General features: G+C 68.9%; 13 protein-coding genes. 9 read left to right on the top strand and 4 right to left on the bottom strand.

Features of this window, described 5'->3' with window-relative positions:
• Nucleotides 1-65: 65 nt before the first annotated feature.
• From Raf01_RS24915 to Raf01_RS24930, 4 genes are all read left to right on the top strand, one after another.
• Nucleotides 66-875, top strand: a complete 810-nt coding sequence (locus tag Raf01_RS24915; protein ID WP_203920419.1) for a dimethylarginine dimethylaminohydrolase family protein — start codon at nucleotides 66-68, stop codon at nucleotides 873-875.
• Nucleotides 872-1,627: a BPL-N domain-containing protein gene (locus Raf01_RS24920; protein ID WP_239133884.1), complete on the top strand. Its 756-nt coding sequence runs from the start codon at nucleotides 872-874 to the stop codon at nucleotides 1,625-1,627. Before Raf01_RS24915 ends, Raf01_RS24920 begins: the two co-directional genes overlap by 4 nt.
• Complete coding sequence (locus tag Raf01_RS24925) at nucleotides 1,624-2,958, top strand: heparan-alpha-glucosaminide N-acetyltransferase domain-containing protein (protein ID WP_203920420.1); 1,335 nt, start codon at nucleotides 1,624-1,626, stop codon at nucleotides 2,956-2,958. Before Raf01_RS24920 ends, Raf01_RS24925 begins: the two co-directional genes overlap by 4 nt.
• Nucleotides 2,959-3,081: 123 nt before the next feature.
• Nucleotides 3,082-3,930, top strand: a complete 849-nt coding sequence (locus Raf01_RS24930) for a BPL-N domain-containing protein (RefSeq protein ID WP_203920421.1) — start codon at nucleotides 3,082-3,084, stop codon at nucleotides 3,928-3,930.
• 121 nt (nucleotides 3,931-4,051) lie between these two features.
• On the opposite strand, the gene Raf01_RS24935 is transcribed toward Raf01_RS24930, so the two are convergent.
• Both Raf01_RS24935 and Raf01_RS24940 read right to left on the bottom strand, forming a co-directional pair.
• Nucleotides 4,052-4,693 carry a response regulator gene (locus tag Raf01_RS24935; RefSeq protein WP_203920422.1) on the bottom strand — a complete coding sequence of 214 codons (642 nt, stop codon included), beginning with the start codon at nucleotides 4,691-4,693 and terminating at the stop codon, nucleotides 4,052-4,054.
• Complete coding sequence (locus Raf01_RS24940; protein ID WP_239133885.1) at nucleotides 4,684-5,817, bottom strand: sensor histidine kinase; 1,134 nt, start codon at nucleotides 5,815-5,817, stop codon at nucleotides 4,684-4,686. Before Raf01_RS24940 ends, Raf01_RS24935 begins: the two co-directional genes overlap by 10 nt.
• A gap of 111 nt (nucleotides 5,818-5,928) precedes the next feature.
• Here Raf01_RS24940 and Raf01_RS24945 point away from each other — a divergent pair, with 111 nt between their 5' ends.
• The 5 genes from Raf01_RS24945 to Raf01_RS24965 all read left to right on the top strand — a co-directional run bounded on the left by Raf01_RS24945 (nucleotide 5,929) and on the right by Raf01_RS24965 (nucleotide 12,004).
• Nucleotides 5,929-7,089: a serine hydrolase domain-containing protein gene (locus tag Raf01_RS24945; RefSeq protein ID WP_203920423.1), complete on the top strand. Its 1,161-nt coding sequence runs from the start codon at nucleotides 5,929-5,931 to the stop codon at nucleotides 7,087-7,089.
• 55 nt (nucleotides 7,090-7,144) lie between these two features.
• The gene (locus tag Raf01_RS24950) at nucleotides 7,145-7,570 is read left to right on the top strand and encodes a PadR family transcriptional regulator (protein ID WP_203920424.1); all 426 of its coding nucleotides are present in this window, start codon (nucleotides 7,145-7,147) and stop codon (nucleotides 7,568-7,570) included.
• Nucleotides 7,567-8,532 (top strand): hypothetical protein, encoded by a 966-nt coding sequence (locus Raf01_RS24955; protein ID WP_203920425.1) that lies wholly within the window; start codon nucleotides 7,567-7,569, stop codon nucleotides 8,530-8,532. The genes Raf01_RS24950 and Raf01_RS24955 overlap by 4 nt, the downstream gene beginning before the upstream one ends.
• A gap of 135 nt (nucleotides 8,533-8,667) precedes the next feature.
• Nucleotides 8,668-10,383 (top strand): acyl-CoA dehydrogenase family protein, encoded by a 1,716-nt coding sequence (locus Raf01_RS24960; protein ID WP_203920426.1) that lies wholly within the window; start codon nucleotides 8,668-8,670, stop codon nucleotides 10,381-10,383.
• Between the two features lie 13 nt (nucleotides 10,384-10,396).
• The gene (locus tag Raf01_RS24965) at nucleotides 10,397-12,004 is read left to right on the top strand and encodes an MFS transporter (RefSeq protein ID WP_203920427.1); all 1,608 of its coding nucleotides are present in this window, start codon (nucleotides 10,397-10,399) and stop codon (nucleotides 12,002-12,004) included.
• A 17-nt stretch (nucleotides 12,005-12,021) separates the two neighbouring features.
• Here the strand turns inward: Raf01_RS24965 and Raf01_RS24970 are convergent, their stop codons facing one another.
• Both Raf01_RS24970 and Raf01_RS24975 read right to left on the bottom strand, forming a co-directional pair.
• Nucleotides 12,022-13,188 (bottom strand): PucR family transcriptional regulator, encoded by a 1,167-nt coding sequence (locus Raf01_RS24970; RefSeq protein ID WP_203920428.1) that lies wholly within the window; start codon nucleotides 13,186-13,188, stop codon nucleotides 12,022-12,024.
• A gap of 213 nt (nucleotides 13,189-13,401) precedes the next feature.
• Complete coding sequence (locus tag Raf01_RS24975; RefSeq protein ID WP_203920429.1) at nucleotides 13,402-14,253, bottom strand: alpha/beta fold hydrolase; 852 nt, start codon at nucleotides 14,251-14,253, stop codon at nucleotides 13,402-13,404.
• Nucleotides 14,254-14,372: the final 119 nt, after the last annotated feature.

Here is a 14,372-nt window from a genome sequence, read left to right on the forward strand (position 1 = left end):
TACGCGCCGCCGATGCGAATCCGTTCAGTTTCACAGGTACAACCCGTTGAAAGGTGATATGCGCAGTGAATTTCGAACTGCTGGTTAGTGATGCGGCCCATTTCCGGGTCGACTACGAAATCAACCCCTACATGCACACGGAAGATCAACCCGATCTGGCGGCGGCGGTGACCGAGCACCGGGCGCTCGTCGCGGCGCACCGTGCAGCCGGCCGTCATGTCCAATACATCGGCTCGGCTTCGGAGTGCCCGGACATGGTTTTCACCGCCAACGCCGCGGTGGTACGCGGTCGCCGGGCGGTACTGGGATATCCGCCGGCCGAACGCAAGGCGGAGATGCCGTACTTCCACGACTGGCTGGTCCGCCACGGATTCGAGGTCATCGAGGCGCCGTACCCGTTCAGCGGACAGGGGGACGCGTTGGCGTGCGGGGACCTGTTGCTGGCCGGCTACGGACAGCGCACCGACCGAAGGATGCATGCGGTGCTGGCCCGGGAGCTGGGGTACGAAGTGGTGCCGCTGCGCACGGTCAGCTCACGCTGGTACGACCTCGACCTGGCGCTCGCGGTCGTGGAGGTTGGACGCACCCTCGCCTACTGCCCGGATGCCTTCGACGAGCCCAGCCGCAGGGGTCTTCGCGGGCTCGGGCTGGAGTTGATTGAGGTGTCGGTCGAGGAGGCCGAGCGGTTCGCGCTCAATCTGATCAGCGACGGCACCACGGTGACGATGACGCGGGGCACGCCGCGATTGGCCGCCGCGCTGCGCGCCCGTGGCCTGCGGGTGGTCGAGCTGGATACGACCGAACTCGCCAAGGGCGGCGGAGGTGTCCGCTGCACCGCCCTGACCCTCGACAACCCAACCGGGAAGCTGTCGTGAGGCTCCACGAGTCGTCCCCGAACTACGCGCGAATCTGGCGGCTTGGCAGGCGAGCCCGGCCGACCCAGCAGCCCGGCCACGACCTGGCGCAGTCGCCGGTGGCGCTGGTGTACCGGGGTCCGGCGTCGTTGCCTGGCTGTCCGGAGGCGGTGGCGGCTCTGCTGAAGTCCAGCAGGTGTGGGTTCGACGTGCGTTACGTCGGACCGGACGAGGACGTGCCGCTGTCCGCCCGGGCCTTGGCCGGCGTGGCGCTGTACGTGCAGCCCGGCGGCGGCACTCTGAAACACGCCTACCACCATCTGCGTCGCAATCGCCCGGAGATCCGGGAGTTCGTCCGCTCCGGCGGAAGATACTTGGGTTTCTGCCTCGGCGGCTACCTGGCCGGTGCCACCCCTGGCTTCGCGCTGCTGCCCGGGGACACCGATCGCTACATCGCGTCCGACGGCGCGACCGTCGGCTCCGATGACAACGCCTTGGTCGAGGTGTGTTGGCGAGGGCGGCAGCGGACGTTGTTTTTCCAGGACGGCCCGTACTTCTGTATCCGTCCCGATGCCGATGTGACGGTGATGGCCACCTATCCCAACGGCACCGTCGCCGCTCTGGTCGCCGGGTTTGGTTCGGGTCGGGTCGGTGTCGTCGGCCCGCACCCCGAGGCCACGGATGACTGGTACACCGATGCGGGGTTGGTCGTCACCGGCAGACTCGCCGGCGACCTCGGACTCGACCTGGTCGAAACGGTGATGGCGTCGTGAGCCTGCCCACGACACCGGCGACGCTCCAACAGGTCGCCACGGTTCAGCCGATCAACGGCGTGCCGCCCGGACCGAACATCGCCTGGCGCGGACGGGCGCGGTTGGTAGCGGTGGACGCCACCCGAGGCGTTGCGCTGCTCGGGATGATCGCGGTGCATTCGTTGTACGAATCCGATCCGCAAGGCCATCCGACGATACCGTTCATGATCTTCGGCGGCAGGGCTGCCGCGGCGTTCGCCGTGCTGGCGGGGATCGGCATCGCCTTCATGACCGGTCGGAAACGGGTCGACCGCTCCGCCGGCCGGGCCACGGCCTTCACGCTCATGACCCGAGCGCTGGTCATCGGCGCGATCGGGTTGGCGCTGGGCTACACCGACGGCGATCTGGCAGTCGTGATCCTTCCCTACTACGCGCTGATGTTCCTACTGGCGATCCCGCTGGTCTTCCTGCCGACCTGGACGGTCGCGGTGGTCGGCACGCTCACCGCGGCCGGAGTGCCGGCGATCACCCACGTGCTGATCCCACACTTACCGGTCCCGGAACTCGACAACTACTCGTTCGGGTACCTCGTTGACTTCCCCGGCAGACTGATTTCGGAAATCGCGATCACGGGGGAGTACCCGGCGGTGTCGTGGATGGCCTACCTGTGCGTCGGCCTGGTCATCGGGCGGCTGAACCTGGCCAGGTTGAGGGTGGCCATTCTGCTGATCGGGACCGGAGCCGGGTTCGCCGTCGGGGCGGCCGTCGCGTCGTCGATGCTGCTGAATCGGTACGGTGGCCTGGCGCACATCTGGGCCGCCCAGCCGAACAGCGTGCTGACGGTACCCGAGACCACCGAGGTACTCAGGCTCGGTGGTGACGGCACCGTCCCCGCCTCGTCCTGGTGGTGGCTCGCGGTCGACTCCCCGCACACCGGTACCCCGCTCGACCTTCTGGGTACCGCCGGAAGCGCCATCGGCCTGCTCGGCATCATGCTGCTCATCGGCCATTTCACCTGGCCCGTCCTGCGTCGGCTGACCACCATGGCGCAGGCGCCGCTGGCTGCCGCCGGCAGCATGACGTTGACCCTTTACACCGCGCACATCATCTTCATCAATTCCGACTACGACACCTACGACGCCCACACCGGCTATTTCTTACAGGTCGCGGCCGTACTGCTGATAGGGCTCGCCTGGCGGGCAACCGCGGGCCGAGGCCCTCTGGAAGGGCTCGTCACCATGCTGGCCAACCGCGCCCGACGATGGGCGACCGCGGGGTCGCACCGGGCACCGCGTGCGGTCATCGTGCCCGCTCAACCGCAGGACGGAGAAGGCATTGCGCCCAGACCATAGAACCAGGCGACTTTCGAGCTTTGGCGGGCAGGCGACGCCTCGCGCGCCGACCGCCTCGTCGAGAGCCGCCCGACACGTCCTCATGACAGTGGAGATTGCCCGGCGAGCCAGGAGGCAGGGATCATGAACCGACGACGCATTCTGATCGGCGCGGGCGCCGCCGGCATCCTGGCAGCGCTCGGTATCGGCGGGTACGCTCTCACCTCCCAGGATCGGCCACTGGCTTTGATCTACCGTGGCCCGGCCTCCTGCTCCGGTTGCTCAGAGTCGGTGGCCGCCCTCCTGGAGAACATGGAGAACGGCTTCCACACCGAGTTCTGCGGCCCCAACGAGGACCTGGAGATCTCGCCGCAGACGCTCGCCAAAGCCGCGGTCTACGTCCAGCCCGGCGGCGGAACGGTGGACTCCGCGTGGCGCAAGCTGCGTCGCCACGCCGATGACATCCGGAACTTCGTCCACGGCGGCGGGCACTATCTTGGCTTCTGCCTGGGGGCGTACCTTGCCGGCGCCACACCCGGCTTTGCCTTGCTACCCGGCAACACCGACGAATACATCAGCACCCCGGGCGCCACCGTGCGCACCGAGGACGACACCATCGTTCAGGTCCGCTGGCGTGGTCGGCTGCGCAACATGTACTTCCAGGACGGCCCGGCCTTCACCCTTCGCGCCAACGCGCCGGCCACGGTGATCGCCACGTATCCCACGGGTGCGGCCGCAGCCGTCATCGCGACGTACGGCTCGGGGCGGGTCGGCGTCGTCGGCCCGCACCCCGAAGCCGACAAGACGTGGTACAGCAGCGCCGGCCTGACCAACCCCGACGGCATCCACCTCGACCTCGGCTACGACTTCGTCGAGAGCACAGTCGGGGGCGAGGATCCCGGCAGCCCGCACAGCTCGGACATCGCGCTGCGGCGGGCCTGGCGCAAGAACCCGGACATCAACACCACGACGACCCTCAACAGCTGCGGTTGAAAGGAACGGCGGTAGCCGAAGACACCGCGGGACACACTCCGCAGCTCGTCATCGAAACAACTCGGTGGTCCCCGCGGCCGGCCCGGCCTTTCGGCCCCGGCTGGCCCTCCAACCGGCGCCGTCAACTCTGGGTATTGAGGTAGGCCAACACGGCGAGCACCCGGCGGTGTCCGCTGTCCGTGGGGGCGAGGCCGAGCTTGCTGAAGATGTTGCCGATGTGCTTGTGGACGGCGTTGTCGGTGATGACCAGCCGGGACGCGATCGTGGTGTTGTCGTGTCCCTCGGCCATGAGCGCGAGGATTTCGCGTTCACGGCGGGTGAGTGCGGCCACCGGGTCGCTGCGGTGAGTCAGAAGCCGCGCGACCACCTCGGGATCGAGGGCGGTGCCGCCGGACGCGACGCGATTCAGCGCGTCGACGAACTCGTCCACCCGGCTGACCCGATCCTTCAACAGGTACCCGATCCCGTTCGGGGCGGCGAGCAGCGTTGCGGCGTACACCACCTCGACGTACTGCGAAAGCACCAGCACCGGCAACCCGGGATGGTCGCGGCGAGCCTGTAGCGCCGCGCGGATGCCCTCGTCGCGAAACGAGGGCGGCAGCCGGACATCGACGATGGTGACGTCGGGGTGGTGTGCGTCGACCGCGGCCAGAAAGGACCGCGCGTCGGTCGCCACCGCCACGACCTCAAGTCCCTTGCTGCGCAACAACAGTTCCAGTCCGCTGGACAGCAGCACGTTGTCCTCGGCGATGACTACCCGCACGGCAACTCCACGAGGATTTCGGTCGGCCCGCCGATCGGGCTGGCGACGGTGAGGGTTCCGTCGAGTGCCTGGACCCGCCGGTTGATCCCGGTGAGGCCGGTGCCGCGTCGTTCGTCGGCGCCGCCGATCCCGTCGTCGCGGACCTCGATGGACAGCAGGTCGCCGGTGCGGCGGACCGCGACGGTGGCGCCGGACGCGTGGCTGTGTTTGGCGACGTTGGTGAGCGCTTCGGTGACCGCGAAGTACGCCACCGCCTCCACCGCGGCCGGTACCGGCCCCAGGTCGCCCAGGTCTACTGTGGCCGGTATGCCGCCACGGCCGGCGACCATCCGCAGCGCGCCGGCCAGTCCGTGGTCGGCCAGGATCGGCGGGTACATGGTGCGGATCACCTCACGCAACTCGGTCATCGCCTCCTCCGTACCCTCGTGTGCTTCCCGCAGCAAATCCGCGACCGCCCCCGCGCCGTCGGGAAGAGCCTGCCGCGCCACCGCCAAGCGCATCGCGATGGCCACCAGCCGCGCCTGGGTACCGTCGTGCAGGTCGCGTTCGATCCGGCGCAGTTCCGCGCCGTGCGCCTCCAGCACGCCGGTCCGGGTCCGGGTCAGCACCGCGACCCGTTCGGTGAGTTTCTCGGCCGCGGACGGCGCCAACGCCGCCAACGTGACCCGGGCGTGCAGAGCGGCCAGCAACGGCAACACCCAGTAGGCGACCGCCGCCATCGACGCCAGCTGCGCCAGACCCACGACCAGCGCCGTCCCCCAGCTGGTCACCGCGACCTCGCTGAACAGGTGGGGCGGTTCACCCGCCGGAAACATCCACCAGGCCGGAATCACCACGACGGCGGTCAGCAGGTTGCCCACGCAGAGCACCGCGAGAACGCCGGCCGGCAGCCCGATTGCCACCTGCGCGGGCAACCAGCGCAGTGACCACCGCCACAGGATCGGATGCGAGCGCACCGGTTGCCCGCGCAGCCGTGCGGCACGGTCTCGGTGCCACCGCGCCCACGGCGCCGCCAGCGCCGGATGCCACAGCAGCGGCAGTACGAGAACCGTCATCACGGCGGTACCGAGCGTGGTGAACAGGTACACCGTTGCCCGCCGCGTCCGAACCCATCGTTGTCCCACCCGAACACTCCTATCAGGCGGCGTGGCGGGACGGCACTACAGCCCGGGGTACCTTTTGCTGGGCAGTGAGCGGTATCGGACACAGCCGTTGCGCCACCTAGCGTTCGGCCCATGAGAACTTCAATCGTATGCGCCGTGGTCGCTCTGACCGGTATCGCGGTGGCCGTCGGTGACGGGCCGGTGGCCAGGGCCGTCAGCCATCCAGCGCAGAGCACGCGCCTGCAACGGGACGTCGACGCGATACACAGGCTCGGCCTCTCCGGAGCGCAGGCCCGCCTGGTCACAGCCGATGGCAGGCAGTACGTCGCCACGAGCGGCGTCGCCGACGTGACCACGAAGCGACCGGTACCTGCCAACGGCCACTTCCGCGTCGCCAGCACCGGAAAGGCGCTCATCGCCACGGTGGCTCTGCAACTCGTCGGCGAACACCGGCTCTCGCTCGACGACACCGTGGAGCACTGGCTGCCCGGCGTCGTCCGGGGCAACGGCAACGACGGGAACCGCATCACCGTTCGTGAGCTCCTGCAGCACACCAGCGGCATCCACGACGACTTCCCCGACTTCACCACCAGCGCGGCGGACTTCTACCAGCACCGGCACGACATCTACACACCCCAGCAGATCGTGGCCAGGGCCATGCGGCACCAACCCGACTTCGCGCCGGGGACGGGGTGGGGCTACTGCACGACCGGATATCTGCTCATGGACATGATCATCGAAAAGGTCACCGGGCATTCCTGGTACGACGAGGTCAGCCGCAGGATCGTCAAGCCGCTCGGGCTCAGCCAGACCTCCTGGCCTGGCTTCTCACCCACCATGCCGCAGCCGTACGCGCACGCCTACCAGCCGCTCGGGGCCGACGGGCAGGTCGACGTCACCGATCACGTCGTGATCGACCCGGAGGGCGCCATCATCTCCACCACCCGCGACGTCAACCGCTTCTTCCGGGCGCTGCTCGGCGGCCAGCTGCTGCGGCCGGCGCAACTCGCCGAGATGACCAGGACCGTCCCGATCAGCCGGGAACTCGAGCAGATCCTGCCTGGCGCCCGCTACGGCCTCGGACTGTTCCAACGCCCACTGCCGTGCGGTGGCACCTACTGGAGCCACCCCGGCGGTGACGAAGGCTACATCACCGACGACGGGGTCACTGCCGATGGCCGGCGCAGCGTGGTGCTGTCGGTGTCCAGCGACCTCGGCGACTTCGCTCGCCAGCAGGCTGCGGCCGACACCCTGGTCGGCGATGCACTGTGCGGGTCGGCGAATCGAGGCTGATCGGACGGATACCATCGTTGCCAAGATATCCTGTTAGCTGATATATGTTTCGGTCATGGTCGCACCTCTGCGGGAACCGACATTCCTCATCCTCACGGCGCTCGCGCGCACACCGTTGCACGGCTACGGGCTGATCACTGAGGTCGCCGAGCTTTCCGGAGGAGCACTCGAGCTACGTCCCGGAACGCTTTACGGCGCTCTGGACCGGCTGACCGACGACGGGCTTGTCATCCTCGATCGAGAGGAGGTAGTCGACGGCCGCGCCCGCAAGTACTACCGCCTCACCGAGCGAGGCGACGCCGCGCTCCGGGCCGAGACCGAGCGCCTGCGCCGCACCGTACAAGCCGCGACCCGCCGACTTGCTGACCGCGCGAGGCTGCGACCGGCCGACGGCACGGCCAGCGCCAGCGATGCGGGTGGCCGAGACCGCAGGCGACGATCGGCACCTCCGGCGATCCGGTTCGCCGGAGGTGCCTCGTGAGCGACGAACTGCGCAACCGTTATCGCGCGCTGCTGCGCTGGTATCCGACCGACTACCGCACCGAACGCGGTGACGAGATCGTTGAGACGTACCTGGACCTCGCCGCGCCGGGACAGCGGCGACCGCACCCGAGTGATGTGGTCGACCTCATCCGCGGATGCGTGCGTGCGCACCTTCGAGCCCGCCACTCGCTCGGACTCGCGGACGCGCTGCCGATCGCGGCGAACCTCGCCTTGATGACTGCCACCGTCCTCGCCGCGCTGTGGCTCGTCCTCGCGGAACGGACCACCGTGCCCGGCGACTTCCTGTGGCATTCGCCGGGGCCGTTCGTCACCCTCGGCGCCGCCGCGTGGATCGCCTGGCTGCTTACGCCCGCCGCCGCTCTCCTCGGGTTCGGCCGGCCGGCGGTCGCGCTCGCCCTGCTCACCACAGCGGCGCTCGTACCGGTCGCCACGCTGACCTCATACGTGCGGCCGCCGCTGTTCGTGTTGGTGCCGCAGATCGCGCTCGGCATGGTCGCGCTGGCCGTGCCTGCCCGACGCTGGTCGCCGGTCAGTGGGGTCGGTCTGGCCGTGACGGCGGCGACCGCCGGGCTGGCAGCACGGAGTGGAGTGGCAAAGTTCTACTACACGCTGCTCGCCACGCTGCCGTACGCCGGGCTGTGCCTGGCAGCAGTTTCCGTCATCACCGCCATCGTCCTCGGCGTACGGCGAGACCCGCGCGGCTGGTGGGCGGCGCTCATTCTGTTGGGCCCGGTGCTACTGCTCGCCACCACTCACCGGTCGCTGGCAATCGATCAGCAGTGGTCGACCTGGTCGCTCGCACCGGCCGCGACATGGTGGACCGGGGCAGCCACGACGGCTGTCGTGACGGCTATCGCGGTCGCCGCCGTATGCGCGACACTGTGGCTGCGAGGCTGGCTGGTCAGCTACCCGGCGCATGGGAGCCCCACCCGCGACTGAAGCAGGCTCCGGCGTCGTCCACTGCTGCGGCCCGCGCTCGGATGGTGCGTTTGTCGCCGCCGACAACCGGGAAGCCGCCCGGTTTGGCACCCACTCCATTGATCGTTGGTTCATGATTGACCAGCCTTTTCCGCTATGGATGCAGATCGGGCGAGGCGTCTGGAAGAGCTGCGGACGACCACGCTGTTCACACGGGACAAGAGCGGACTCTCCAAAGAGGAGAAGATCCGGCTCTCGTACGAGCGGTTCCGGGCGATGGCAAAGGCCGCCGTGTTGACTCGCCAGGACATTCTGGACGGGATGCCGGTGGTCGAACTCTTCGACACCGACGCCATCTCAGTGGACACGTCACTCGCACTGATTTTCATCACGCACTACGTCATCTGTCTGGGTACGATCCTGCACCTGGCCGAGGGGCGCGACGACCTCGACGAGGTCATCGACCAGCTGATGAGCCTCGACGCCATCTGCCCCGCGCTTCTGACCGAGCTGGGCTACGGCAACAACGTGCAGTCGCTGGAGACCGAGGCCCGGTTCCTACCCGACAGCCAGGAATTCGACATCCACACTCCCAACGACGGCGCGCTGAAGTTCATCAGCTACACCGGGTTGCCGGGAGTCGCCAAGACAGCGCTGGTCTACGCCCGCCTGTGGGTCGGTGACCGCGACTGCGGCGTCCACCCGTTCATCGTGCCGATCCGGGGCGCGGAAGGGGCCACGTTCCCGGGGGTCACCGTTCGGGCGGTGGTCGACCGGATGACACCCGACCCGCTGGACCACGCCATCACGCGATTCGACCACGTGCGGGTACCGCGTCGGATGTTCCTGGGCGGCCGGCACAACAGCGTGTCGGAGGACGGCACCTTCCACACCGACCTCCCGGATCAACGGGCCATCTTTCTCAACACCATGAGTCGCTTAGACTTCGCCAAGCTCTCGCTCATCACCGGCGCTGTGCGGATGGCCCGTATCAGCCTCGCACTGGGGCTGGAATTCGCCGCGCAGCGCACGATTGTCGCCCCCGGCCGCGACAATCCGCTGCGATTGCCGGTCGGCTACCTGGTCAGCCAGCAGGTTCCGCTGATGACGGCGTACGCGAAGTACCGTGCCGCCGACGTGCTCTACCGGTTGGCGACGGACAAGTTGGCGGGGCTCCCGCTGCCCGCATGGGTTCAAGCGGAGGCGGCCGACATCGTGAGTATCGCGAAGTACACCAGCATCCCGCTGGTTGTGGACGCCATCACGACCTGCACCGAGCGCTGCGGTTCGCACGCCTACATGGAGCGCAATCGACTGTCCACCTACCTCATCAGCTCGATGCACGCCAACACCGCGGACGGCGACGCCCTGCCGCTGTCGCTGCAGGTCGCCAGGGCGATGATGCGCTCGGCCACCTATCGGCCGCCGGTCGAAACACTGGAGGGTGCCGAGGCGGTGGAGGAGGGGGGAATCCTCTCGTACTCACGGCTGCTGGCCGTCCGCGAGCGCATGCTGTACGACCAGCTTGCCAGCCGCCTGGCCAACGGTAGCTGGCAAGCGAACCTGAACCGGGCCCACGACCTGGCGCGCACCCGCGGCCTGCGCATCGCTGTCGCCGGCCTGGAGCGGGACGCCCCAGAGGTCGCTGAGCTGTTCGGAATGCTGCTCGTGCGCGAGTTCGCCGCCTGGTATGCCGGGCAGGGCGTGCTCAGGCCGGACGAGCTGACCGGCCTGGACGACCGGATCGAGCGGCAGGCGACGCGCCTGTTCCTGGAGGCCCCGGACATCAGGAAGCGGCTGGGCGTGGACAACTTCATCGCCGGGCTGCCGATGGGACAGCCGGACTATGTGAGCGCATGGGCCTCGCTGTGACTGGGGTACCGCGATGACCGTGCGGCGCACCGCCACCAAGGCGGCCGGCGGAACCGGCCGCGAGGTGCTCATCATGGCGACGCTCGGCTGCTGCTTCCTGGTCGTCATGATGGACAACACGATCCTCAACGTGGCGCTGAACGACATCCAGCAGAGCCTGCACGCGAGCACCTCGCAGCTACAGTGGACGCTCGACTCGTACATCCTGGTCTACGCGTCGCTGATGTTCTCCGCCGGCAGTCTGGCCGATTCGTACGGACGGCGCCGCGTACTGGTGGCCGGGCTGCTGGTCTTCGGGATCGCCTCCGCGTTCTCCGCGATGTCGCACAGCGCCGATCAGCTCATCTTCTGGCGCAGCGCGATGGGTGTGGGCGGCTCGGTGGTACCGCCGGCGACGCTGGCCATCATCAGTGACGTCTTTCCCGACAACCGACGCGGCAAGGCGATCGGGGTGTGGTCGGCGATCGGTGGGCTGTCGATCGCGTTCGGGCCGATCGCCGGAGGCTTCCTGCTGGAAAAGTTCTGGTGGGGATCGGTCTTTCTGGTCAACGTGCCGATGGTGGCGGTGTGCTCGGTGCTGATCCTGCTGGCGGTGCCGGACTCCCGGGCGGCTGGACGCGATCGGCTGGACTTCGCCGGGGTACTGCTGTCCATGGGAGGCACCGGCCTGCTGGTGTACGGCGTGATCCGCGGCGGGGAGGCGGCCGCGTGGACCAGCCCCGGCGTCGCCGGAAGCCTGATCGGGGGCGGCGTGCTGCTCGCCGCCCTGGTCTGGTTCGAACGGCGGGCCGCGGCCCCGGCGCTTGACGTACGCCCATTGCGCGACGGCGCGTTCGCCGCGTGCACGGGCAGCGTCGCTGTGTCGTTCTTCGCGCTCACCGGCGGAATGTTCGTGCTGGTGTTCTACCTGCAGATCGTTCTCGCCTTCTCCCCGCTGAAGATGGGCCTCGCGCTGTTGCCGGTGGCCGCGGGCTCGGTGCTGTCGTCCGGGGCGAGCCACGGCCTGCTGCGGCGCTGGGGAGCCCGGCCGGTAATTGTGCTCGGGCTGGTCCTGCTGGCCGGCTCCTTCGCGGGCCTGTCGGTGGTCACCGCCGCCACCCCGCGCTGGCAGCTCGAGGCCACGCTCAGCCTTTCCGGACTGGGTATGGGTCTGGTGATGGGTGCGGCGACGTCGAGCATCATGACGCTGGTACCCAGGGACAAGGCGGGCGTCGGCGCCGGGGTGAACAACACCCTGCGGCAGGTGGGCGCGGCGTTGGGTGTCGCGGTACTCGGCTCGGTTCTGTCCCAGCGGTACCACTCCGGGCTCGGCACCGCGGTCGACGCACTCCCCGACGACCTGCGCGCCCGAGCCGCCAACTCGTTGGGCGGCACGACGACCTCTCTCACCGAGGCCGCGCACCGCCCGGGCGGGCTGGCGTCGGGCGGAGCGGCGCTGGCCGATCGGGCGCAGCATGCCTACCTGTCGGCCATGCACCTGACCGTGCTTGTCGCCGTCGCCGCGCTGACCGTCACCGGGCTGCTGGTGGTGCGGTGGCTGCCCGGCAGGGCGACGCCACCGGTGTCCGTGTCGACGAGGCAGGACGACCATGCGGAGCAGGAGGAGCCAGTGCTGCCATGACCGTGGTGCGTTGCGGCTTACGCCGCGCCCATCACCGGTCGGGGTTGCCGGCCACGCAGGTTGCGATGGTTCAACGCCCACATCACTTCGGTGCGGGTACGCGGGTGGTCGAGGGCCATGCCGGTGACCTCAGCGAATCGCCGCAGCCGGTACCGCACCGTGTTCGGATGCACGTGCAGGCTCTCCGCGGTGGCGACGACGTCGAGACCACTCAGGAGCCAGCGCTGTACCGTGCTTTCCAACTCCTCGGTGTTGGGCAGCGCGTCCAGGAACGGATCGATCCGCCCCGCCAACGCCTCGCCCAGATCACCGCAGCGGAGCATCGCCAGTTCGAGGGCCAGATCCGCACGAGTCACCGTCCCGGTCCGCCCGAACGCCCGCGCCGCCGCCAGCACCTCGGTTGCCTGACCGAAGCAGGCGGGCACGTCCCACAGCGGGGCCGGCCCGGCCACGGCTATCGGATGATCAGCGAGTCCGGTCGGCGGGCGGGTGAGTACGCCGCACACGTCGCCCTCGATCTCCTCCAGCACGCCCGGGCCGCCGTGGCGCACCAGCGCATCGCGCAACCGGCGTCGACCGGACTGTGTGGGAGCGTGCGCGCGTACGGCGTACACCCGGCTGCCGGGTTCCAAGAGCCAGCTCAGTGCCGCCGCGCTCAATTCGGCGAGTTTGAGCCGGCCGTGCAGGAGCTGATCCACCACGTCCCGTTGCCCGCGGCGCGGGCCGGCGAGGCGCTCCAATGTCGCACGGTGCGCGGACATGAACCGGGTGCTGACCGTCGCCGACCACTGGTGCAGGGCGCCGGTGAACGCCGTCAGCACGCCTTCGGGCAGGTCGGAGGCGCGACAGTACCGGACGGCCCGAACCAGCGCGTCACTGACGTGAAGCTGCATGCCGAGGAGAATGGTGTCGCTGGGGATGCCCTGTTCGGCGCGCAGGGCGGCAACCGCCGCCGCGCTGCGCAGCTCCGCCCCGGTGGGCTCCCGCAACTCGCGCACGGCCGCCGCCGCGTGTTCGAACAGGGTCCGGGTGCCTGGCACGAGGTCGGCCAGCGACAGCCGGCCAAGCAGGTCAACGCGTTCCCGGATCGACTCCACGTCCTGCGTCACTATCGTGTCGAGGTCGAGTTCAAAGTTTCGTACCAGCAGGCGCATGCTTGTGGCGACGGTCTGTCTCGCGGGCACAATTCACCCCTTCCAGTCGGCGAGAGACATTCGGTGTGATGGTAGAGGCCTACGGATCTTTCGGCGAAAAAGGTCCGGGCGGCCCATTGACGGATCCCGAGGCCTGATCGCGTTGAGCGAGCTGCCCGGCATGGTTGGCCTGCGCCGACGTCGGCTACAGCGGGAGTCGTAGGTCGCCAGGAATCAAACCACGGGTGGAGACCCGAGCCGTCTTCACGCGGCGAACTCCACGATCAGCCGGGCCAGTTCGGCCGGCTGATCCTCTGACACGAAGGTGTACGAGTCGGCGACAGTGACCAGTCGTGCGTCGGGCAGGGTTGCCGCGAGTCGTTCGAAGAGCCGGGCAGGGAAGATCCGGTCGTCCCGCGCACGGACCAGCAGCACCGGCTTGCCGAATCCGGTCAGGGCCTCGGCCGCGGCCAGCGTGTACCTGTTGTGCACACCACCGATGAACCGCTTGGTGTCCCGGCGGATCCGGCGGCTGTCGTAGCCCGGCCGCAGGTAGGAGTCGAGGATCCCGGCCGGGATGCCACGCTTGGCCAACCAGCCGAACGCGGACGGCCGCCGCTGAACGACCGGCAGCCGCAGCAGTCGGCTGCCCAGCCAGATCGCACCGGGCAACCCCACCAGCTTGGGCAGCGAGGTGAACGGCTCGGGAAAGAAGTCCTCGAACGCGTCGCACGGGGTGAGCACAACCCGGCCGAGCCGCTGCGGATGGTTGGCCATCAGGATCTGGGTGAGTGCGCCGCCGGTGTCGTTGGCGACCACGGTGACGTCCGTCAGGTCGAGCGCATCGAGGAACTCCGCGATCATCCCGGCGATCCCGGAGGGCGTCAGGTCGGCGTCGGCCGGCATGGGTATCCGGTGCGAGCCGAGCGGCCAGTCCGGCGCGAGGCAGCGAAAGCCCGCGTCCGCGACGGCCGGCACGACCTTGCGCCAGAGGTTGGCGTTGACCAGCAGGCCGTGCACGAACACCACGGGTGGGCCGGAACCGCGCTCGGTGTAGGCGACCCGGCCGCTGGGCAGGGCCACGGTCCTGCCGGTGCCGAGGGCCGCGTCGAGCATTCGTGCCTCTTTCCAGGGTTCTGCCGATTTCTCGAGTGCCACTCTCGGTTCCTGTCGGAACTGGGGAACGTAGCCATCCTGCACGCCCGGGTGACGCGATTGCGAATACCTGGCAGGTA

The organism is Rugosimonospora africana (assembly GCF_016862975.1).
Taxonomy (GTDB): Bacteria; Actinomycetota; Actinomycetes; order Mycobacteriales; family Micromonosporaceae; genus Rugosimonospora; species Rugosimonospora africana.